Consider the following 22,168-nt stretch of genomic DNA (forward strand, 5'->3'; position numbering starts at 1 on the left):
GAAGTTCTAAAAACTTTATTCCTTTGAACCTTTGTCCCTTTCAAACCTAAAAAAAACATCCCATGTTAATTGAATTAACTTCTGATAGTTTACAAGATTTAATCGCTAAAGAAGAAAAAGTTGTTGTACAATTTTCAGCTTCTTGGTGTGGCAATTGCCGAATCATGAAACCAAAATTCAAAAAGTTGGCTACTGAAAACGAAGCCATGACTTTTGCTTTAGTAGACGCTGAAAATTTCCCAGAATCTCGCAAATTAGCTAACGTAAGTAACTTGCCTACTTTTGCTACTTTTGTAAATGGAAAATTGGTAAACGAAACACAAACCAACAAGCAAGAAGTACTAGTTGAGTTGGTAAACGAAATTGTTTAATTTTTTAGTTAAAGGTTAAAAATTGTAAGCTTAGGCGATATAATTCTAAACTTTAATTTAACTGAAAACTTAGACACTAAAATTAAAAAAGAAAATGAAATTACCCGTAATCAAACATTTAACACAATTTATCGAGGAAAATGATGAGGACTACATCATTGAAACTATTGATGTATTAGAAGCTATGACTGAAATCCCTTCGTTAAAAGATGAAGAATTAGATGTTATTGGCGAGTTAATCTCAAACATGTACGGTGCGATTGAAGTCAACAAATTAGTTAAGTCTGGTGTTGATAAAAAAGAAGCTTTGAACCAATTTATGAAACGAGTGCTTGGATCAATCGATAAATAAAAAAGTTTTACATCATACAAAGCGCATTCCAATTCGGAGTGCGTTTTTTTTTTTGTGAAAATGGAACACACTGTGACGTAAAATTAATTTTAAATAAACGCTAAAATCAAAACTTAAAACCCAAAGCGTAGACTTAAATCTTAAATAATTTTCATACTTTTGAACCTCACAAAAAAACAAAAATTATGGCATCTATTACATTAGGAGGAAATCCAATAAACACTTCAGGCGAACTACCAACAGTTGGCTCAAAATTATCTGATTTTAAACTAGTTGCAACTGATTTATCTGTAGCCGATTTAACTTCGTTTGCAGGTAAAAAATTAGTTTTGAATATTTTTCCAAGTATTGATACAGGAACTTGTGCTGCCTCTGTTAGAAAATTTAACGAAAGTGCTGCAAGTCTTGATAACACAGTAGTTCTTTGTGTTTCTCGCGATTTACCATTTGCTCAAAAACGTTTTTGTGGAGCTGAAGGACTTGAAAATGTGGTAAATTTATCTGATTTTGCTTCAGGAGAATTTGGTAAGAATAATGGTTTAGAAATCACTGACGGACCTTTAGCAGGTTTACACTCTCGCGTAATCATTGTTACTGATGCTAATGGTGTGATTACACACACTGAGCAAGTAGCTGAAATTGCTGACGAACCAAATTACGAAGCTGCTTTAGCAGTATTGTAATCACAAACACTATGGAATTTCAAAAAGACAATAAATTTTTATCTGGACGTTTAAAAAGTGTACAATTTGCATTTAAAGGCGCAGTTACACTTATCAAAACAGAGCATAGCATCATGGTACAATGCGGTCTTGGAGTGGCGGTTACAGCAGCTGGATTTTATTTTGGAATTTCAAAAACCGAATGGCTTATTCAAACATTGGCGTTAGGCTTAGTGTTATGCACAGAAGGACTTAATACCGCAGTTGAAAAAATAGCCGATTTCATTCACCCTAATTTTCACGAAAAAATAGGATTCATAAAAGACATTGCAGCAGGAGCGGTATTTTTTGCCGCTCTAACTGCAATTGTTATTGGTCTTGTTATTTACATCCCTTTTATTTTTTAGGCAATTTTACAATCTCGAATGGCAAAAACAACCAAAACGACTCCCCCAAACAAAAAAAACGCAGACAAAGCAGATTCACCAAAAAGTATAGTAATCTCTAAACAACAAAAAATTGTTTTGGGAGCATTGTTAGTGCTTTTTTCGGTTGCATTGCTAGTCGCTTTTATTTCCTTTTACCTTCATGGGCAACAAGATCAAAGTGCTGTTCAAGCGCTAACAGATCGTTCTGAAACGGTAGAAAACTGGTTAGGTAAATTTGGAGCATTTCTGGCAGATTTATTGGTTTTTCAGGGATTTGGGATTGCAGCATTTCTGTTTGTTAGACTGTTTTTCTTAACGGGACTTTACATGGTACTTGGTATACCTGGTCGCAAACTAAAAAACATTTGGTTCTGGGATCTATTCATTATGGTTATTCTATGCGTCTTGTTAGGATTTTTTGCCACTTCTGTACCTGAATTAGGCGGAACAATTGGTTATGAACTTAACTTGTTTTTGCAAGATTATTTAGGAAAAACGGGGACTTTATTGACTTTAATTTTCGGTATAATAATTTATGTAATATTCAAAGTTAAAATTTCACCTGAAAAAATTCAATCTTTATTTACCGCTTCCGCAAAAGAAGAAGCAACTCCTTCAATTGGAGTAAAAGATAAAGAAAACAGCGCCGGTTATAACCTAGAAGAATATGCAACTCCAGAAGAGGAAGAAATTGATACCATACATTTAAAAACTAATGGCACCCAATTTGAAATCAACAAGGAAGCACTCAAGCCAACTATAAGCGCATCATCTGACTTAGCCGTAAAACCAGCCAACAAGCCCATCGCTATGGAGCTTACTCCTGCTCCTAGTATTAAAGTCGAACCAGAAATAGTAGAATCATTTGTTATTGAAACGGCGCCGGAGGAAGATATCATCGAAGAAAATCTAGCATCAAGATTGGTAGCTGATTTTGGTTTATTTGATCCTACTTTGGATTTATCTAACTATAAATTCCCAACTATTGATATCTTAAAAGAATATTCAAGCGGCGGAATTACCATTAATCAAGAAGAATTAGAAGAAAATAAAAATCGTATTGTAGATACTTTACGCAATTACAAAATCGAAATTGCACAAATAAAAGCTACCGTTGGTCCATCGGTAACTTTATACGAAATTGTGCCAGAAGCTGGAATTCGAATCTCCAAAATTAAGAGTTTAGAGGATGATATTGCCCTTTCACTTTCAGCATTAGGAATTCGTATCATTGCTCCAATTCCTGGAAAAGGAACTATTGGTATTGAGGTTCCAAATAAAAACCCAACGATGGTTTCTATGAAAAGTGTAATTGGAAGCGCTAAATTTCAAGAAGCCGAAATGGAGTTGCCAATTGCATTAGGAAAAACCATTTCAAACGAAACATTTGTAGTTGACTTAGCAAAAATGCCACACCTTTTGATGGCAGGTGCTACTGGTCAAGGTAAATCGGTTGGATTGAATGCAGTTTTAACATCACTTTTGTACAAAAAGCATCCCGCAGAAGTGAAATTTGTCTTGGTCGATCCTAAAAAAGTCGAACTAACACTTTTTAATAAAATAGAAAGACATTACTTGGCTAAGTTGCCTGATATGGATGATGCTATTATCACCGACAATGCGAAAGTAGTGAATACTTTGAACTCTCTTTGCGTAGAGATGGATAATCGTTACTCCTTATTGAAAGATGCAATGGTTCGTAACATTAAGGAATATAACGATAAATTTAAGGCTAGGAAACTAAATCCTGAAAATGGCCATCGATTTTTACCCTACATTGTATTGGTAGTTGATGAGTTTGCCGATTTAATTATGACCGCAGGAAAAGAAGTCGAAGTACCTATAGCAAGATTGGCGCAATTGGCCAGAGCTATTGGTATTCACTTGATAATTGCTACTCAACGTCCGTCTGTGAATGTAATTACCGGTTTAATTAAGGCCAATTTCCCGGCTCGAATTGCTTTTAGAGTAACATCTAAAATTGACTCTAGAACTATTTTAGATACACAAGGTGCTGATCAATTAATTGGTCGAGGTGATTTACTTTACACTAATGGCAACGATGTCGTACGTGTACAATGTGCTTTCATAGACACGCCCGAAGTCGAAAAAATTACAGAATTCATTGGTGCACAAAAAGCATATGCAACAGCTTATTTATTACCAGAGTTTGTTGGAGAGGAAAATGGCATTAATCTTGATGTAGATATTTCTGAAAGAGACAGCTTATTCAGAGAAGCCGCCGAAATTATTGTCAATGCACAACAAGGTTCGGCATCACTATTGCAAAGAAAACTTAAACTAGGCTACAACCGAGCAGGACGATTAATTGATCAATTAGAAGCTGCTGGTATAGTAGGTCCTTTTGAAGGAAGTAAAGCGCGAAGTGTAAACATCATGGATATGCATGCTCTTGATCAATTTTTCAACAATGAACAAAACAATTAAAACATGGAACTTATCATTCAAGACTCAAAAAGCAACAACTTTCAAAAATTAGCAAAAAAATGTACACTTGCTTTGGCCTGCGTATTGTTTAGTTTTTCAACGCAAGCTCAAGATAAAAAAGCAAAAGATTTGCTTGACCAAGTGACGGCCAAAGTTAAAAGTTACAATAATATTGGAATTGATTTTAAATATTCATTAAACAATGCCAAAGAAAACATCAACCAAGATAGTAAAGGCAATGTGACCATGAAAGGCAATCAATACGTATTGAATTTTATGGGAGTTACTAAAATTTTTGACGGAAAAAAAACGTATACAATTGTTCCTGAAGATGAAGAAATCACTATTTCGAGTATCAATGAAAAAGACGATAATGCAATAACTCCATCTAAAATGTTGACTTTTTTTAATTCAGGGTATAAGTATACGATGGACATTATTCAAAATGTAAAAGGTAGAAAAATTCAATACATCAAATTAGTTCCTACAAATGCTAAAGATCAACGAAAAGAAATCCTTTTAGGAATTGATGTACAAACCAAACACATTTACAATTTAATAGAAGTTGGCAAAAAAGGAACAAAAACAACTTTAACCGTTAATTCTTTTAAAACCAACCAACCTTTGTCAAAAAATCAATTTACCTTTGTGGGAAGTAAATATCCCAATTACTACATCAACAAATTAGATTAAAACATTAGGTGAAAATTCTTGACAAATACTTATTAAAAACATTTCTGACTACATTTACAACAGTATTTGTAATCTTATTTTTTATCTTCATTTTACAAACCGTTTGGTTATTCATATCAGAGTTAGCCGGGAAAGATTTAGACATATTTATGGTCGTAAAGTTCCTGGCTTTTTCTATGCCTAGAATCGTACCATTGGTATTACCCTTATCGATATTACTGGCATCAATCATGACTTTCGGTAATCTTGCCGAAAACTACGAGTTTGCCGCTATGAAATCCTCTGGGATTTCATTACAAAGAGCCATGCGAAGTTTAACGGTTTTTATTACGTTGCTAAGTATTGTTGCCTTTTTCTTTGCAAATAATGTGATTCCTTACGCTGAATACAAGTTTATAAACTTTCGAAAAAATATTGCTCAAGTAAAACCGGCACTTGCTATCGCCGAAGGACAATTCAGTGATGTAGGTTTTTACAACATTAAAGTCGATAAAAAAAGCGGTAAAGAAGGAAATATTCTTTCTGGAATTACAATTCATAAAAAATCAAAAACTGGTGATGGTAGCAAAACAGTTATCAAAGCCAAAGATGGTGAATTAATTAGTAGCGAAGAATCAAGTATTTTGCAGCTAGTTTTAAATGACGGCCATTATTATGAAGATATTGTTCCTAAAAAATACGAGGACCGTAGCAAAATGCCTTTTATAAAAAGCGCATTTAAAAAGCAAATTATAAATATTGATTTATCTGAATTTTATAAATCTGATATCAATGACGAGTCGGTAGCTAATACCAACACAATGCTAACTGCCAACGAATTGAATTATACTTTAGATTCTTTGAACAAGAATTTAAAAACTGATATCGTTTCTTTTGCGAAAAGCAGCAACAACAGAGTAAATTATCCGACAAAAAATAAGATTATTAAAAGTTCTGTGAAAAAGAAATTACCTGATGATGTTTTGACTTTGTATACAGATAAACAACAAAAAGATATTTTAAATATAGCCGTTAGCAATTTAAAAAGTACTGCCTACTCTATTGATTCCTCTAAAACAGAATTATTTAACAAACAGAAAAATATCAACAAACACTTAATAGCTTTGTATGATAAGTTTGTTATTGTATTTGCTTGTTTCTTGATGTTCTTTATTGGCGCTCCCTTAGGTGCTATCATTCGTAAAGGCGGTTTGGGATTACCAATTGTTTTTGCTGTTTTGATTTTTATTACTTTTCATTTTATCAATACTTTCGGAAAACGATTGGCACAAGAAAACGGAATGACGCCGTTTCTAGGTTCTTGGCTGTCTTCTTTTATACTGACACCTCTAGCTGTATTATTAACTTACCGCGCAACGAACGACATAGGATTAATTAACATGGACAGTTTACTCGTTCCTTTCCAAAAATTTATTAAAAAAATACTACCATCACAAAACTAAATGTCAAAATGGATCTAGACACAATACAATTAAATACAATTGAAGAAGCAATAGAAGATATCCGTCAAGGAAAAGTAATCATTGTAGTTGACGATGAAGATCGTGAAAATGAAGGTGATTTTTTGGCTGCTGCCGAAAAAGTAACTCCAGAAATGATTAACTTCATGGCTACACATGGCCGAGGACTTATTTGTGCTCCATTGACAGAAAGTAGATGTAAAGAACTTGGATTACATGTAATGGTTAGCAACAATACTGATCCTATGGAAACAGCTTTTACAGTATCTGTTGATTTAAGAGGAAATGGAGTAACTACAGGAATCTCTGCCGCTGACCGAGCAAAAACAATTCAAGCGCTAGTTGATACAGAGACAAAACCCCACGATTTAGCGCGTCCTGGACATATTTTTCCTTTAATTGCCAAGCAAGGTGGTGTTTTACGTAGAACCGGACATACTGAAGCCGCTATTGATTTTGCTAGATTGGCAGGTTTTAAATCGGCCGGTGTGATTGTAGAAATCATGAACGAAGATGGTACCATGGCTCGCCTACCGCAGTTAGTTGCTGTAGCTAAGAAATTCGATTTAAAATTAGTTTCAATTGAAGCCCTCGTTGCTTATCGAATGCAACATGATAGTCTAATTGTAAAGAAAGAGGATTTTAATTTAGAAACTCGCTTTGGTACATTTAGATTGCGCGCTTACGAGCAAACAACCAATAAGCAAATTCATATCGCATTAACCAGAGGTACATGGAACTTGGGTGAACCAATTTTAACGCGGATTAACTCATCGCAAGTGAATAATGACTTATTAGGTACCCTAACTAATAATGCAGATAAACAACTTGACGATATGTTCCGCAAAATTAACGAGGACGGAAAAGGAGCCGTTATTTTTGTAAATCAAGATATGCAATCGGTTAATTTATTGAGTCGTTTGGCTGATTTGAAAATTTTACAGTCCAAAGGTGAAATGAAAGCACCAAAAATTGTGATTGATAGTAAAGATTTTGGTATTGGAGCACAAATTTTGCACGATATTGATATCTCAAAAATTAGATTAGTAACCAATTCTGTTCAAGAAAAACGTGTTGGAATGATTGGTTACGGCCTTGAAATAACGGAATATGTTAGTTACTAAAAAAATATTTAAAAATAATTTATTTTTTTTGATCGTAAAACCAACATAATGAAACGGTTAAAAGATCAACCAAAAAAGAGTCGATTTTTTTCCGAAAAAGCGCTTGTATAAACCAAAAAGAGCCCTACATTTGCAAACGCAATCAGCAAATGAAAGCGATTTATTGGAGAAATGGCAGAGCGGTCGAATGCGGCAGTCTTGAAAACTGTTGACTGTAACAGGTCCGGGGGTTCGAATCCCTCTTTCTCCGCGAAAAGCCCGAAACTTAAGTTTCGGGCTTTTTCATTTATAATATTTAAAAATTCACTTTTTAAATGTTTTCTTTAAACAACTCCTCCTCTATCATTCTCGGTAGCAAGTCTAACTCTTTTTTGATTTAACTTAAAAAACAGAAAATTTGTGGTGTTTTTTTATTTAGAAATAACTCTTACTCTACACTGTTATTGAATCATTTTTTTATAAAATTATAAAAGAATATTGCACATTCGAAAAAACTTATTATATTTGCACTCGCAATCAGAAAACGATAGCGACGTATTGGAGAAATGGCAGAGCGGTCGAATGCGGCAGTCTTGAAAACTGTTGACTGTAACAGGTCCGGGGGTTCGAATCCCTCTTTCTCCGCTCAATTAAAACCCTAACTACTAGTTAGGGTTTTTTATTTTCAAAATATCCCAACATTGTCCCCACAATATTATATTTTTGACACAACCTAACGGTATATTCTTTATTTAGCTCCTCTGATTAAGTTTCTGAAATCTCCTCATTAAACTTCATTTTAAAAAACATCTTTTAAATCAATATTGAAATCCCTAATATGAGTTCCTACACCAACAATAATTATTAAGAAGTCAATAAAAAATGGTTATTGAAACAACTCTTTTCTTCTATCAATACTTTCTATTCTGATCTTTTTAGGAACATTTTTACTATAGATCCCTGTAACTTGATTAAGCTCCGTAATAAGAACATATTCATGGAAATTGATTATCTATTATGTTTAGTTTTTTATATCCGATATCCAAATCCAAATTTCAAAATATTAACATTTGTATTGTAGCTTGTGTTTGGAATTCCATCTTCAACTCTAATTTTTATAAAGTCATATTGTGCTTGAATGAATAATCTGCTATTCAAATCATAGGATAGACCAATATTCAAATTAAAGCCACCCTCATTATCGTTAATGTCGGCAGGAAAATCTGCATTTCTATTTTCTACCCAATCTGCATTATAGATTACGATTGAATATCCTAAACCAATATTAGGGTGAAATTTTTCTAAATTTGGAATATTGAATTCCGTATAAATTCGAGGTTGTATCGGGAAAATTTTAACGTCAAAAAGTTGATTTAAGGAAGTAGCATTAGATTTTGTGTTCTGAAAAAAGCCGAAATTTATAGAAACTCCTACATCTACTGTTTTACTGTCAGAAAATTTATATTTGGCTCCTACGTCTACTAATCCTTTATAATTCTGCTCTAAAAAATTGTCACCAATTGCAATTGGATAATTAGCTTCTAAATTTAATTTTGAATCTTGTGAAAATGATTTGATTGTAAAAATCAATAGTAATGTCAATAATAATTTTTGTTTCATGGTACTCTTTTTAGATTACATACACTGATCCCGCGCTACACGCGGCTTGGGTCTAAATTAAGCCCTATTTTTGGATTTGCGAAAACTTCAATACAAACCAATTTTTCTATTAAAGCAAATGCCCAAATCGCTTACAGCATATGTTAGCTGATGTTTTTGTGCGTTATTGTTAAATGTTCTACAGGAAAGTAAACAGAAAAAGTTGCACCTACACCATCTATCCCTTCGGCCTCAATGTAACCATCATGAAGTTCTACAATTTTTTTGCAGATTGATAACCCAATACCAGTACCCATAAATTCAGTTTGACTGTGTAAGCGTTGAAATATTTTAAATACTTTTTCTTCATAGGCTGCATCAAAACCTTTCCCATTATCTTTTACAATAATTTTATAAAATTCTTTCAATACAAAATTTGATCTTTTACTGTTCACCTTTTCGGCTGAAATACTTATTACTGGCGCTACCTCTGGTCTGGTAAATTTTATTGAATTACTAATTAGGTTTAAAAATAATTGCCTCAATTGAAATTGTATGCCAAACATAGTTGGTAAATTATGAAGCTCTATTGTAATATTCTTTTCTTCGATACTTTCCTTAAAATCTAATAAGATACCTTCAATAATTTCATTTAAGTTCACAGAATCGAGCTTTTTTTCTTCATTCATTACTTTGGAATAAGTGAGCAAATCATCAATTAAAATTTGCATTTTACCTGCAGATTTCTGCATTCGTAAAATATTTTCTTTAACAGAATCAGTTAAGTTTGTACCATCTCTTTCAAGAATAATAGAACCATAAAACTGAATTTTCCGCAATGGCTCCTTTAGGTCGTGGGTACTAATCCAATTCATATTTTCCAATTCATCATTCGCTTTTTGCAATTTTTGATTAAGGTTTAAATATCTTTCTTCCTCTATTCTTAAATCTGCTAAATGTAGTTGGCGTTGTATGGCTATCGTAATTGCTTCAGCTTCTTTAAGTTCTGGTGTTTTCCATTCTTCGCTGGTAAGTTTTACGACTTGTTTCCAAACTTCAAATGACTTTCTGGGTGAAAGCATCAAATTTTCCTCGTTCTTCTGAATTGCTTTTGATGGGTCGCCTCCCCAATCAACACTCTTTTCTACTTCACGCCTCGTCCACACGATACAACTTTTGTTGGTGTCACTTAACGGTAAATACATCACACCGGCAATACTATTGGCGATTTTTGTGGCTCCAGCATAATGTTGGTGCAATTGATGAGTATTGAAATTCTCAGACCTTTTTTCCGATTTTAGCCAGTTAATCAAATCATCAATTTGTTGAGTGGATGGTAAATTACCCTCGGTGTAATTTTCTTCATTATAATGCAGTATTACTCCATCTGCATTTATTAAATCTTTAAGTTTTGAGAGAGTGTCTTTTTTCGTTATGATAGCTGGGTTATTTGTTAATAAGTTTTGAAAATCAACAACTTTTTTCCCGATTTCTTTTGCAAGTTCAAACTCATCTGCTGCTTGTCGCACATCTATTTGCGATGAAAGAAATATGGCCTGTAAATGTGCCGTGAGTCTAGTGTAATAGGGAATATGTTTGGGACTGTAATGATGGCAAGAAATTAAACCCCATAATTTCTTATGATGAATGATAGAAATTACAAAAGTAGCACCCACCTCCATATTCTTTAAATATTCCAGGTGTATGGGCGACATACTTCGTAAATTGGAAAGGCTTAAATCAAGATTACGGTTTACATTTGCTTCATCATTAACTGTAAATATAGCAGCAGGCGTGTAATTTACATCCACTAACATTCTTACTAAATTACTCAAATAAAGCTCTCTTGCCTGTGAAGGAATATCAGTATGTGGATAATTCAAATGTAAAAAAGGCTTTAGGTCTTCTTTTTTACTTTCAGCAAATACTTGACCGTTATATTCTTTATCAAAACGGTAAATCATTACCCTGTCATAGCCAGTAATACTTCGGGTTTCATCAGCAATATTCTGGCAAAGACTTTGAAGATTGTCTGACCTTTCGGTGTGATATGTAAATCGTTGCATTCGATTTAAGAGATCCGGCAAATCTATTTTAGCTTCCGTAAATGGTTCAAATTCAAGTATAATTACTTTATCGCTTTTGTGTGCAGTAACATGGAATGTTTTTTCATTATAATTAATAATAAAGGGTCGCGCTAAATGATCCGAAAACTCTTTAAACTGTTCTTGAATATTTTCAATATCAGCCTTTTCAAAAATTGTTTCAAGCTTTTTGCCAAGCAATTCAATATGTGTTTTGTTCAAAAAGTCAACACAGTTTTCACTGCAGAAAGCCACGGTATAATCACCTTGTGTAACGGCAAGCAAAAAACCATGCGTTTGAATGGTACCAGGAATATGTATGGCTTCACTTTCGCAGTTAAGCAAGTTTGCTACAGAATCATTTACAATACTTTTAATTTTCATATGTTAAATTTTTTTGTTGCTTTTGCTAAGCATGTTATCTATAATTTTAAATGTATTAAAAGCACCCGTGATTATTTGTTGCTCTTGCAGTGTTGATTGTGGTAAAGCAGTAAATTGTTGTAAAAACTCTTTCCACATGCTACCTGTTCGCTGTTGGTAGCCCAAAAAATAGGCGGCATTTAATAGATCGGGAGACATTACTTTTTGCAAGTGTTTCACAATTATTTGCCCACCAAGCGTTGAACCTTCTAGTACATATAATGCACCTGCTGCTAAATAAACATCAGGATATGTATCTCTAAAGAATTCTTCTTTAAGTAGCCTATGTTTATCAATTGTAATGCCGAGTGCTTTTAAATCTTCTTCAATAAAATTGGCTTTTTTTCTATTGTTGATATTTAAAAAATGCGGATCTAATTCGGGATAAACATATTGCTCAAAACCTTTTACAAAGCTATACAGTTGGATAAGGTAACTAGAGTAAATAGTTTCATTAACGTTATTGCTTAGTAATGCCTGCGACAAATTATTTTGTTCAAGCTGCTTATGGCTGCAAGCTGTTGCGGCTCTTAATTTTTGTATAAACATTTTTATTAGCGTTAAATTTGTTTTAGCGAATCCCAAATCATTTGTAAACACTTAGATATAATACTTTTAAACGAATTGTGGCTGTTTGGCTTTTGCAGATAAAGATCTGCTCCCATTTGATACAATTCATTTATTTACTCTTGATTCGATGACTTAGACAGAATAACAATTTTTATAGCTTTCCACTATTCGTTACTCCTAATTTCTGTCAGACATTCAAAGCATGTTTTATTAGCATGTTTAAAATACTGCCGAACAAATATTCGAGGATTTTACTTCAAGATCTGTTTGAACTACCAAGTTCAATTAGGAAATCCTTTCAATCGATTTGGGCCACATACAATATGGGCCACTGTCGTGCAGCTGAGTTAATAGTTGCATGTTTGCTCCAGCCGGAATAATTTCCGTAAGATATTAAGAAACTTTTTTTCTCTATTGGTTATTTAAAAAGGATTCAATTATATGAAAATGTTCCTCTTTGTCGAGTGGCTTCGCTAGAAAGGCTGCAATGTTTGGGTCTTTTAGTGCCCTTTCCTGATCACTAGGGTTTATAGATGAAGAAAGGACTAAAATATTTGCTTTTTTCGCAAAATCGGGGAACTTTTGTACAAAAATTTCAAGGAATTCCCATCCATCCAGTACTGGCATATTCAAATCCAAAAGTATTACTTCGGGCAAATTTTCCATTGGGATATCTCCTTTTTCTATATTTTCATAATAAGATAAAGCTTCATCCCCACTTTTTGCCGCTACTATTTTGTCGCAGAAACTTGCAGATTTTAACACCATTTTATTCAAATGAATGGTTATAGAATCATCGTCAATTACTAAAACTGTTTTTGTCATTTTATGGGTTATTTAAAAGTTATTGTAAAAATGGTGCCTACATTCACCTCACTATCCACTTCGATTTGGCCTCCTGACGCATTTATTTGAGATTTGACAAGGAACAATCCTATCCCTTTGCCATCAGAATTTTTGTGAAACCGTTTTTGAAAACCAAATATCTTGTGCTTTACACGAGACATATCCATCCCTATTCCATTGTCTGAAAAAGTAAGTTGGGTTCTACCATTTTCACTTTTTATGGTTTTTATCTTGATAATGATATTTCTTTCAGAATGACGGTATTTTATTGAATTTGTAATTAGATTTAAAAAGATACTTTCTAGATAAACCATTGTAAAGTGTACAGTAGGGACCTCAGAAAAATCAGTCTCAATTATTACTTTGCGATCACTCAATGTTCCGGAAATGAATTGTTTTACCTAATCGAGTATTTCTTCAAAAGACAATTCATCTAATAGTAGGTCCGTATTATCTTTTACGATGAGTACATTGATAAGGTCATTTAGCGTTTCATTCAATTGATTGGTTGATGTTTTGAGGAACTCTATCAGTTTTAATGTTGATGGATCTTCTATTTTCTCTGGGCTTAATAATTTACAAATTAAAACTAAGTTAGTTAAGGGTGCCCTTAAGTTATGAGTAGTTATATAGCTAAACTGCTTTAGTTCTAAGTTGATATCCATCAGTTCCTTTATCATTCTTTCCTTTTCTAAGGCAGCTTCAATTTCTTTTGTCACATCCCTTTCTACAGCAATCCAATGGGTATACCACCCTTTTTCATTTGCAATTGGTGCTATGCTGAAGTTATTCCAAAACTTCTCGCCATTTTTCCTCGAGTTCGATATTGTTATTTCACATGGCTCCCAATTATTCATTGCAGTTCGCAATTTGTCTAATTCCTTTCTATCGGTATCTTCATTTTGCAATATTCTAGGCGATAGGCCAATTACTTCCTCAGGGGTATAACCTGTCATTTTTTCAAATGCTGGATTCACAAAAATTATTCTAGGTCCTGGTAAATCAAATGGTTCAGCCTCTGTTATCAAAATACTATCTTTTGTATGGACAATAACAGATTCTAATAATTTAAGATGTTGTATGCGCTCTTTTTCAGCAGTTACATCCCAATTGGTTCCAATCATTCGTATAGCATTTCCATCATTGTCTCTTTCAATAATTGCTGAGGAATTTATATAATGAACTGATGAATCATTCCATACAATTCTGAATTCAGGCTTATATTCTTTTTTATTAGTAATGGCAAGTTCCAAATCGTTATTCAACCGTTGAATGTCTTGTGGGTGTAATCTTGAAAACCATCCTTCGTAGACAGAATTAAATTCGTTTTCAGCAATATTGTATAGCCTATACATTCCTTCATCCCAGGTAAGCTCATTATTTTTTAAATTCCAATCCCAAATTCCTAATTGTGCACTTTTTGTTGCCAAAAGTAAACGGTTAGTTTGGCGTTGCAACAATTCATTTATAGAATAGATTTCTGCAGATACTTTATTCTGCTCTGTTACATCAGTTAAAAATAAGCATTTCAATTCTAATCCATTATAAACAATAAAGGTCGAGATTATGTCCACATCTATTAAAGCGCCATCCTTTTTAACAATTGTAGCCTGAAAATGTACTTTACCTTCCCTCCTTAAAACTTCGAAGCCTTCTAGTATAATATCCGAATTTAACCTAGGGTCAATATCCATTTGATCAAGCATTGCAAATTCCTCTTTGGTATAACCAAGCATGTTATGAGCTGCTTCATTAAAATCATAAATTGATCCATCAGACTTTATAAGATATATGGCAGTTGTACTTTTTTGAATAATATAGTCTGATAGTTTTAGTTTTTCTTCTGCTTTCTTTTTTTCGGTGATGTCATTTATATAACAAAAGTTCACCTCATTTTCATTGTAGTTAATTAAGTTACTACTTATTTCCACATCCAATAGAGTACCATCCTTTCTCTCAAAATGACAGTCAAAAACTATATTTTTCTTTTCTCTTATTTCATTCCATTGTTTAATGCAACTTGCTTCGTCCATTGTTGTTGCAACATTTAACAAATTCATTTTGCTCAATTCTTCTTTGGTGTAACCCAATAACTTTAGTAAAGCATCGTTAAAACTATAAAATTCACCAGTTGCCAAAAGCAACATGATAGGTGTGGCAGACTTTTTAAATGCGAAGTCCATCAGTTTTATTTCTTCATCAGCCTTTATCTTTTCGGTTACATTTTGGATGTGAGCGATGGAAACAAGTTTACCATTTAGTTCAAAAACATTTGCACTCACGTCCACATACATCAACTCACCATTTTTCTTTAGGTGTCTCCATACTTTTTGATGTTCAGACCCATAACTTTCCAAGTTCCGTGTAATACGCTCAATCAAAGGAATATCTTCTGGATGGCTTATTTCCCTGCTATTTAGTTGTGTAAATTCTTCTTTTGTATAGCCATACAATTCCGTTGCTTTCTTATTTACATCTGATATATTTAATGTTCCAATCTCCCACACAATCATCGGGTGAGGAGCATTCTCAAACATGTATTTATACTTTTTTTCAGATTCTTTTAGTGATTCTTGGTTTTTTACTTGTTCTGTAATATCATTAAAATAAATATATGCGGTTATGCAATTGCCTGATTTATTGAAAATAGGCTTTCCCTGCGACCTTATGTTTTTGGTTTTTCCTGCATCTATTATCCTGAATTCAATATCAAATTCCTTCAATTCAAATAACTGTTTTACAGAAGCTTGAATCAATGGTAAATCATCAGGGTGTGCACTATCAAATAAGTGATTGCTATTTTCATTGTGTATTTTATTGCTGTAAGTAGGTGCTATTTTATGGAATTCCTTGTTAGTATATGAAATAAAGAAACTACCATCTTGAAAAAAATTGACTACTACAATGCCTAATGCAATATTTTCTACAATATCATTATAAACGAGTCTTGAATCGAAAAAGTTTATCGAATTATCCTTATTCTCAAAAGCATTTACACTTTTTTCAAAGCCCCAATCCATTTGTAAACACTTAGACAGAATTTCTTTAAACGCATTGTAACTATTTGGCTTTCTTATATAAAGATCAGCTCCCATTTTATACACTTCGTTTATTTGCTCTCTATGCGATGAGGTAGTCAGAATAACAATTTTTATAGCTTTCCACTTTTCGTTACTCCTAATTTCTGTCAGACATTCAAAGCCTGTTTTTATGGGCATGTTTAAATCCAGGAAGATAAAATCTGGAAGTTGCGCTTCGCTTTCCAGAAGTCTTATCATCTCGTTGCCGTTTTGAGCTACAGAAATTTTTATGGTTGGTGAAATTTCTAAAATAATGCCAGTTAAATTTTCTAAATCTTCAATATCATCATCGACTAATAATAGTTTTGTATTCATGTCAAGATAGTTTTAGACGTTTTACATAAAAGTTTAACATGTCAGCTAACGTCAGTTCGTCTAAAAACCTCCAAACCAACTACTTTTATACCCATAAAGTAAATATATATAATTTAAATTAAATTTAACATTCGTTCTGATAAAACTCGCTTTGTAATTATTGAAGTAAAAAAGTGTGAAAAAAAAGGGTTAAAATTGCTCTTAGAATCCCAAGATTGAACGCCCGTATCCTTAGATAATATTTAAGTAGATCGTGATTAATCAGTTTGAAGATTTGTGCAGGTTGTAAGCGTTAAAATCAATCCAATATCAGCTGCTGCGTGTTTTATAGTTTTCTTGGTTATGATAAAATAAAAGTCTCATTGCCATTTGATAACGCTGTAGGTATGCTTTACAATGGCTTGATGTCTGCGGTAAATTTCATAATTATTTTAGATGCTTACTTTATTTTGATAAATCAAATCAGCATCCTCTTTGGCTAAAGCTGCTTTGTATCCTTCAAGTCAGGTATCGATGTAAGCAATGTGACGCTCTATTTTGTTGGGAATAAAATTGTTTTTGTTGGAGTTTTGGGCTCTAAGTTTGGTACTGTAACCAGCAATCAAAGCACCACCAATGAGTTCAAAGTGCGTGACTCGAAAAGCACGAGTAATGTCTTTAAAATTGTCCTTTCGGAAATTAGCAATGGAGTTGCGGCCCAGGACCTATTCCTCCGCAGAATTAAAACCCTAACAACTTTTAAAAAGTGAGTAAGGGTTTTTTATTTACAAGAAAGTCCTACATAATTCCCGTAATTTCAATAAATAATTATTAAAATTATTCGTGTAAAAAATTGTTAAATCAAGTATAAACGATCTTCAAAGATAAATTTATGATAGCCACATTAGCTTTGGTTCCCCGTTTATGAGATGTTTAAACAATTAGTAATCAAAAGTAGCTTTATGTTTCTCGATAAAACCTTTCCACTTGGTGGGCTGTTTTCCGGTAATTTCATAAAAAGTATCAAAAGTAGCAGCCGCATTTGGAATTGTTCCAGCAGCATGACGCTTCCAATGATCGTACACGCAATTCATATAAGCCATTTCAGCACCTGAACGTTCCATGGCTTCCTTAAATACTTCTGGATCGAGCGCTTCATAGCGGAAAGGTTTGCCTACTATGCTTGTTAATAGTTCCGCAATTTCATTGAATGTTTGGGCATCAAATCCTAATCGATAAGTTTTACCTGCATGTGTCTCAGGATATAATAAGGATAGTGCAGCCACTTGTGCAACATCTTCTAAATCAACCCAACTCAATCGAGCATCTTCAACATAGTGATTTAGGATTCCGTTAGTTATTGCTTTTTTGCCTCCGTATGCTAACAAATTTTGCATAAAATCTTGAGGCCTTAAATGCGTAAAAGTAAATCCGCACCACTCAATGTAACGCTCTACAAATTGATGCCAAGCCCAATGTCCAATGCTTGTATCATCAGGACCGCAAGCTCCCAGATGAACAACATGTTGCACACCTTGCTTTTTGGCAGCATCCAATAAAGCCTTACTTTGACGCAGCATGTCAACGGTATAACCTGTTACCATAAATAGTCGATCAATCCCTTCAAAAGCTGCATGATGCGTATTTTCATCGTCAAAATCCAATAGTACTGTTGCGATACCTTTGTCTTGAAATGGAATGGCTTTCTCCGGAGATCGCACCGCTGCGATAAGTTCAATAGATTTATTTGACGCAAGAAATTCAATCGTTTTGCTACCCACTTGACCTGTTGCTCCTGTAATTAATACTTTAGGAATATGATGTGTTGTCATAAAAGTTGATTTTAAATATAAAACAACAAAAATAGGCCAACTACAATTGCTCTTACTTGATGTAAAATAAGAAATTCGTCTCTTGTAAATTCATCACGATTTACTTAAAGCGATACCTCTTTTAATCCGACTTAAGGTTTCCGGGGTAATACCCAAATAAGATGCGATTAAATTTTGAGGAACGCGTTGTAAAAGCTGTGGATTACTAGCAGCTAAATGGCGATATCTTTCCTCGGCAGAATGTGTTGCCGTACTCAACAAGCGTTGTTCTTTGGTATACAAACTATTTTGAAATAAAATCCTGAAATACCTATCCATAATAGGAACTTCAAGTGTCATTTTTTCAAAGTTTAATAAAGTTATCATCAAAACTTCTGATTCTTCAACAGCCTCAATAGTAATAACCGATTTTTCCTCTTTAAAAAAACTGGATAAATCAGATGTCCACCAACCTTCCCAAGCAAATAAATTAACATGCTCTACTCCTTTTTGATCTGTATTATACGATTTCAACAAACCTTTAGTCACAAAAGAAAGCGAGATCGCAATTTGCCCTTCTTCCAAAAGCGCTTGTTTTTTGTGGAGTTTTTTATAGGTAAAATAGGTTTTCAAAAGTTCTTTATCTGCAATTGTTAGCGGTACTTTTTGCAGGATATGCGAAAAAAAAACGTCAAACATAGTTCTTTTAGTTTTGTAAAAAATCATTGTAAAAGCAATTCTCAAAGATACAAATTAAAAAATTGTTGCTTTCAAGACTTGGTATATGCAAATGCTTTTATCTTTATGCTAAATATCTATAAAATTTCAGCCGTACAGCTCTCCACAAGATAAAATAAGTACATAATCCATCAGTCTAAACGAAGTTTTTAACTTATTTATAAATTCTTTCTAAACTATAATTCTCTAATAATTCTTTACGATCAATGAAATGACTTTTCTCTTACTATTCTTTACATGTATTAACTTTTATTTCCTTCTTGTTGTCCGTTTTCAAGAATTTCTAACAAAAAAACCGATTAGATCCCTAATCGGTTTTTTTATTATGAATGTTTTGATCTAGTAATTTTAAGCTTTACTTTAGAAATCAATTAATAATGAACTTTTAAAGTCGTATCGTTTTGCATTTGATGTAATCAAAAATTGACTTCAGGTTGAAATTAACCTTTACTTTCCTTAATGCTCTTAATTCTTTTGAATTTTTTTAATCATTTTATCTTTACCAGTGGTAATTTCCATAAAATAAAGACCTGTTGCATATTGAGATAAATTTACAGCAATAGCATCGTCATTTGTACTATCAATTTCTTTCAACAATTTTGCATTTATATCAAAAACTCTAACTTTTGAAACCGTAGTTAAATCATTTTTTAAAATATTAAATACTCCGTTTGACGGGTTAGGATAAATATTTACATTTTCAGTAGCTGCAAAATCATTGGTTCCTAAGGTAGTAAATGATAGCGTAGTTGCTCCGCGATTAGTTGATCCATGATAACCTAATGTGTAATTTGAACCCGATCCAAATGAATAAATAACATTTAAAGAGCTTAAATTAAAATCAAAAATATAATCAGAAGCATCGCCTGTATTAAAGGCCCTTGTTGCTACTATTGTTCTTGTTGATCCATTAACAGTATTGCTAGAAACAGTCCAGTTTTGTACTGCATCAGCAACCGGAGCTTGAAATCCAAGCAATCTGTCATCACTAAATGATGTTGCGCTTCGCATCACTACGCAATCTGTACCAGAATTCATACTCAAGGCGTTTAAACCAAAAGCAAACCACCTATCAGACGGGCCTTTTAGCGTAAGCGTAACTCTTGATGTATTAGAATCCAAATCAATTTTTGCCGACATAAGACTACCAAGTGAAACCTCGCCCGATGTTTTTTGAGCTTGGCAAAAATAGCTTGTTGCAATAAAAAATAACAGTAAGTAGATTTTCTTCATATTTAAGTAATTAATGGTTATTTAATTTAGTAATATTATTAATTCAGTATTTTTATTGAATGTGGCAAAATCTTGTGCACTCTTACCATCGTTGTCTTTGATATTGAGATTTGCACCTGCTTTTATAAGCATTTTGACAATTTCATTTTTATTAAAAAAGGTTGCATAAATTAGCGCTGTTTTTCCTTGTGCATCTACTTCATTCAAATTGGCTTTTAACTCTATAAGTTTTGATACAATTGTGCTATTTCCTGACATTACCGCTGCCATTACTGCACTTCCCATTCCACTATTGTAATTGATATCACTTACCTTTTCTGCTAAAAATAGAGCTACATCTTGATTGCCTCTGTAACATGCTAGGATTAAAGGTGTATATCCATTAGTATCTACGGAATTTATGAGCTTTGGGTTTTCTTGAAAAACATTTTTGATTTCATCTAAGCTTCCTTTTCGCGAAATATCAAATACATTCTTAGTTTGAGCTTGTAAAATAAGGGTGAAGAATACTGAAAAGAGTAGAAAGTAGTTTTTCATAATTGGATTTAACAATTTTAAAATAATTATTGACGTTTTAATTTTTTGATTGTGTTAAAGATATTAAAAAAATAATCACAAAAAACACTCATTTTCAATAATTTAATCACAAAATTAACTTTAATTGGTTGTTCTATTTTGTATTAAAAATAATTTATCATGAAAAAAATAGTACACCGTTAGACTATAATTTTTAGTAGATTTACTACTCCTTTAAATTAGAGTTGTGAAAAAAAAATTACCTTCGATCCCTCCTATTCCCTCCGTGCTTTTTGCCATCATAAGTGTTCAATCAGGAGCAGCTATTGCAAAAACCTTATTTCCAGTTTTGGGTGCATCAGCAACAGCTTCACTACGTATTGGGATTTCAGCACTAATTCTGCTAGCTGTTTACAGACCAAACTTATTTCACATAACCGCTAAACAATGGAAAATTGTAATTCCGTATGGATTATCGTTAGGGGCTATGAATTTAGTTTTTTACATGGCTATCGAGCGCATTCCGATAGGACTTGCGGTTACCTTAGAGTTCTTCGGACCATTGTTGGTCGCTGTTTTGGGTTCAAAACGAATTTTAGATTATTTATGGGTTGCTCTAGCAGCTACAGGCATTGCATTGATTGCTCCTTGGACCAATAGCAAAATTGATATTTTAGGAGTTGTTTTTGCATTGATAGCAGGTGGCCTTTGGGCAGGTTATATTGTATTAGGAGGGAAAATTTCGAAAATTATGAACGGAGGTCAAGCTGTAGCTACAGGAATGCTTTTTGCTTCCTTGTTAATTATACCATTTGGCATTGCCGGAAAAGGACTCCTACTCCTTACTCCAACCTACTTATACATGGGAATTGCTCTTGCTCTTTTATCTAGCGCAATACCATTTACACTCGAAATGAAAGCACTTGGACAATTACCCGCTCGTACTTTTAGTATTTTAATGAGTTTAGAACCTGCTGCAGCAGCTATTTGCGGACTACTTTTTTTAAGTGAACGTCTGACTACAAATGAAATAATAGCACTTTGCTGTGTGGTTATTGCATCTGCTGGATCAACAATTACTTCAAAAAGAACTGTAGAACTCAAAGATGATGAAAAATTAGAAAATCTTATCCAATAATTAGGATCAGCAAAATATTTCGGAGCAATCCATTTCTTCAATCAATAAAGTTTTAATTGTTAGTACAAAAACAAGTGGTGAAACAGTATTGCTTTAGAGGAGAACAATACGAGAAACAACTACTTTACTTGGAATCAAAAATCATCATTAAGCAAACAATTATAGTCCATTTCTATCCAAATTGGTAAAAAAACTCATAGAATAGCTCCAAAAAAGAGTTTCGTTTTGTAAAATATGTGAATTGTATAACAATAAGACAAATTCGTGTAACACGATTTATGGTGAAGCATCCCATCTTTGTACTATATAAAAACAATTA

Annotated in this window: 19 protein-coding genes and 2 tRNA genes; 11 read left to right on the plus strand and 10 right to left on the minus strand. The window is 33.2% G+C overall.

Features of this window, described 5'->3' with window-relative positions; translation table 11 throughout:
* The first annotated feature begins 62 nt into the window (after window positions 1-62).
* The 10 genes from L1S34_RS08420 (at window position 63) to L1S34_RS08465 (ending at window position 8,162) form a co-directional block, all read left to right on the plus strand.
* Window positions 63-371, plus strand: a complete 309-nt coding sequence (locus tag L1S34_RS08420) for a thioredoxin family protein (RefSeq protein ID WP_236363642.1) — start codon at window positions 63-65, stop codon at window positions 369-371.
* Between the two features lie 94 nt (window positions 372-465).
* Window positions 466-723 carry a DUF6952 family protein gene (locus L1S34_RS08425; RefSeq protein WP_166134272.1) on the plus strand — a complete coding sequence of 86 codons (258 nt, stop codon included), beginning with the start codon at window positions 466-468 and terminating at the stop codon, window positions 721-723.
* Window positions 724-908: 185 nt separating this feature from the next.
* Window positions 909-1,406 carry a thiol peroxidase gene (gene tpx / locus L1S34_RS08430; protein ID WP_166134270.1) on the plus strand — a complete coding sequence of 166 codons (498 nt, stop codon included), beginning with the start codon at window positions 909-911 and terminating at the stop codon, window positions 1,404-1,406.
* Between the two features lie 11 nt (window positions 1,407-1,417).
* Entirely contained in the window at window positions 1,418-1,792 is a 375-nt protein-coding gene (locus L1S34_RS08435) for a diacylglycerol kinase family protein (RefSeq protein WP_236363643.1), read from the plus strand.
* Window positions 1,793-1,810: 18 nt separating this feature from the next.
* A complete protein-coding gene (locus L1S34_RS08440; RefSeq protein ID WP_236363644.1) occupies window positions 1,811-4,261 on the plus strand; it encodes a DNA translocase FtsK in 2,451 nt (816 codons plus the stop codon).
* Between the two features lie 3 nt (window positions 4,262-4,264).
* Entirely contained in the window at window positions 4,265-4,954 is a 690-nt protein-coding gene (locus L1S34_RS08445; RefSeq protein ID WP_236363645.1) for a LolA family protein, read from the plus strand.
* Between the two features lie 8 nt (window positions 4,955-4,962).
* Window positions 4,963-6,396: an LptF/LptG family permease gene (locus L1S34_RS08450; protein WP_166134264.1), complete on the plus strand. Its 1,434-nt coding sequence runs from the start codon at window positions 4,963-4,965 to the stop codon at window positions 6,394-6,396.
* Between the two features lie 8 nt (window positions 6,397-6,404).
* The gene (ribB, locus tag L1S34_RS08455) at window positions 6,405-7,538 is read left to right on the plus strand and encodes a 3,4-dihydroxy-2-butanone-4-phosphate synthase (protein WP_236363646.1); all 1,134 of its coding nucleotides are present in this window, start codon (window positions 6,405-6,407) and stop codon (window positions 7,536-7,538) included.
* 165 nt (window positions 7,539-7,703) lie between these two features.
* Window positions 7,704-7,788: transfer RNA gene (locus tag L1S34_RS08460), tRNA-Ser, on the plus strand.
* A gap of 289 nt (window positions 7,789-8,077) precedes the next feature.
* Window positions 8,078-8,162: transfer RNA gene (locus L1S34_RS08465), tRNA-Ser, on the plus strand.
* A 384-nt stretch (window positions 8,163-8,546) separates the two neighbouring features.
* Here L1S34_RS08465 and L1S34_RS08470 read toward each other — a convergent pair.
* From L1S34_RS08470 to L1S34_RS08515, 10 genes are all read right to left on the minus strand, one after another.
* The gene (locus L1S34_RS08470; RefSeq protein WP_236363647.1) at window positions 8,547-9,137 is read right to left on the minus strand and encodes an outer membrane beta-barrel protein; all 591 of its coding nucleotides are present in this window, start codon (window positions 9,135-9,137) and stop codon (window positions 8,547-8,549) included.
* 143 nt (window positions 9,138-9,280) lie between these two features.
* Entirely contained in the window at window positions 9,281-11,584 is a 2,304-nt protein-coding gene (locus L1S34_RS08475) for an ATP-binding protein (RefSeq protein ID WP_236363648.1), read from the minus strand.
* 3 nt (window positions 11,585-11,587) lie between these two features.
* Entirely contained in the window at window positions 11,588-12,223 is a 636-nt protein-coding gene (locus L1S34_RS08480; RefSeq protein WP_236363649.1) for a biliverdin-producing heme oxygenase, read from the minus strand.
* 381 nt (window positions 12,224-12,604) lie between these two features.
* Window positions 12,605-13,018, minus strand: a complete 414-nt coding sequence (locus tag L1S34_RS08485) for a response regulator (protein ID WP_236363650.1) — start codon at window positions 13,016-13,018, stop codon at window positions 12,605-12,607.
* Between the two features lie 8 nt (window positions 13,019-13,026).
* Window positions 13,027-13,416, minus strand: a complete 390-nt coding sequence (locus tag L1S34_RS08490) for an ATP-binding protein (RefSeq protein WP_236363651.1) — start codon at window positions 13,414-13,416, stop codon at window positions 13,027-13,029.
* Between the two features lie 24 nt (window positions 13,417-13,440).
* A complete protein-coding gene (locus L1S34_RS08495; RefSeq protein ID WP_236363652.1) occupies window positions 13,441-16,434 on the minus strand; it encodes a PAS domain S-box protein in 2,994 nt (997 codons plus the stop codon).
* Window positions 16,435-17,354: 920 nt separating this feature from the next.
* On the minus strand, window positions 17,355-18,245 hold the full coding sequence (locus L1S34_RS08500; RefSeq protein WP_236363653.1) for an SDR family oxidoreductase: 891 nt from the start codon (window positions 18,243-18,245) through the stop codon (window positions 17,355-17,357).
* A gap of 93 nt (window positions 18,246-18,338) precedes the next feature.
* Window positions 18,339-18,923: a Crp/Fnr family transcriptional regulator gene (locus L1S34_RS08505; RefSeq protein ID WP_236363654.1), complete on the minus strand. Its 585-nt coding sequence runs from the start codon at window positions 18,921-18,923 to the stop codon at window positions 18,339-18,341.
* Window positions 18,924-19,427: 504 nt separating this feature from the next.
* Complete coding sequence (locus tag L1S34_RS08510) at window positions 19,428-20,195, minus strand: T9SS type A sorting domain-containing protein (protein WP_236363655.1); 768 nt, start codon at window positions 20,193-20,195, stop codon at window positions 19,428-19,430.
* A gap of 21 nt (window positions 20,196-20,216) precedes the next feature.
* Entirely contained in the window at window positions 20,217-20,732 is a 516-nt protein-coding gene (locus L1S34_RS08515) for an ankyrin repeat domain-containing protein (protein WP_236363656.1), read from the minus strand.
* A 226-nt stretch (window positions 20,733-20,958) separates the two neighbouring features.
* Between L1S34_RS08515 and L1S34_RS08520 the strand changes: the two genes are divergently transcribed.
* The gene (locus tag L1S34_RS08520; protein ID WP_236363657.1) at window positions 20,959-21,849 is read left to right on the plus strand and encodes an EamA family transporter; all 891 of its coding nucleotides are present in this window, start codon (window positions 20,959-20,961) and stop codon (window positions 21,847-21,849) included.
* Window positions 21,850-22,168 lie beyond the last annotated feature (319 nt).

Origin of the sequence: Flavobacterium sp. K77, assembly GCF_021608205.1 — a bacterium.
Taxonomy (GTDB): Bacteria; Bacteroidota; Bacteroidia; order Flavobacteriales; family Flavobacteriaceae; genus Flavobacterium; species Flavobacterium turcicum.

Excerpts from the sequence above, each read along its gene's own strand:
- tpx (WP_166134270.1), top strand. The coding sequence starts at position 909 with ATGGCATCTATTACATTAGGAGGAAATCCAATAAACACTTCAGGCGAA.
- L1S34_RS08420 (WP_236363642.1), top strand. The coding sequence starts at position 63 with ATGTTAATTGAATTAACTTCTGATAGTTTACAAGATTTAATCGCTAAA.
- L1S34_RS08425 (WP_166134272.1), top strand. The coding sequence starts at position 466 with ATGAAATTACCCGTAATCAAACATTTAACACAATTTATCGAGGAAAAT.
- L1S34_RS08510 (WP_236363655.1), bottom strand. The coding sequence starts at position 20,195 with ATGAAGAAAATCTACTTACTGTTATTTTTTATTGCAACAAGCTATTTT.
- L1S34_RS08505 (WP_236363654.1), bottom strand. The coding sequence starts at position 18,923 with ATGTTTGACGTTTTTTTTTCGCATATCCTGCAAAAAGTACCGCTAACA.
- L1S34_RS08440 (WP_236363644.1), top strand. The coding sequence starts at position 1,811 with ATGGCAAAAACAACCAAAACGACTCCCCCAAACAAAAAAAACGCAGAC.
- L1S34_RS08495 (WP_236363652.1), bottom strand. The coding sequence starts at position 16,434 with ATGAATACAAAACTATTATTAGTCGATGATGATATTGAAGATTTAGAA.
- L1S34_RS08445 (WP_236363645.1), top strand. The coding sequence starts at position 4,265 with ATGGAACTTATCATTCAAGACTCAAAAAGCAACAACTTTCAAAAATTA.
- L1S34_RS08475 (WP_236363648.1), bottom strand. The coding sequence starts at position 11,584 with ATGAAAATTAAAAGTATTGTAAATGATTCTGTAGCAAACTTGCTTAAC.
- L1S34_RS08485 (WP_236363650.1), bottom strand. The coding sequence starts at position 13,018 with ATGACAAAAACAGTTTTAGTAATTGACGATGATTCTATAACCATTCAT.
- L1S34_RS08515 (WP_236363656.1), bottom strand. The coding sequence starts at position 20,732 with ATGAAAAACTACTTTCTACTCTTTTCAGTATTCTTCACCCTTATTTTA.
- ribB (WP_236363646.1), top strand. The coding sequence starts at position 6,405 with ATGGATCTAGACACAATACAATTAAATACAATTGAAGAAGCAATAGAA.
- L1S34_RS08500 (WP_236363653.1), bottom strand. The coding sequence starts at position 18,245 with ATGACAACACATCATATTCCTAAAGTATTAATTACAGGAGCAACAGGT.
- L1S34_RS08435 (WP_236363643.1), top strand. The coding sequence starts at position 1,418 with ATGGAATTTCAAAAAGACAATAAATTTTTATCTGGACGTTTAAAAAGT.
- L1S34_RS08470 (WP_236363647.1), bottom strand. The coding sequence starts at position 9,137 with ATGAAACAAAAATTATTATTGACATTACTATTGATTTTTACAATCAAA.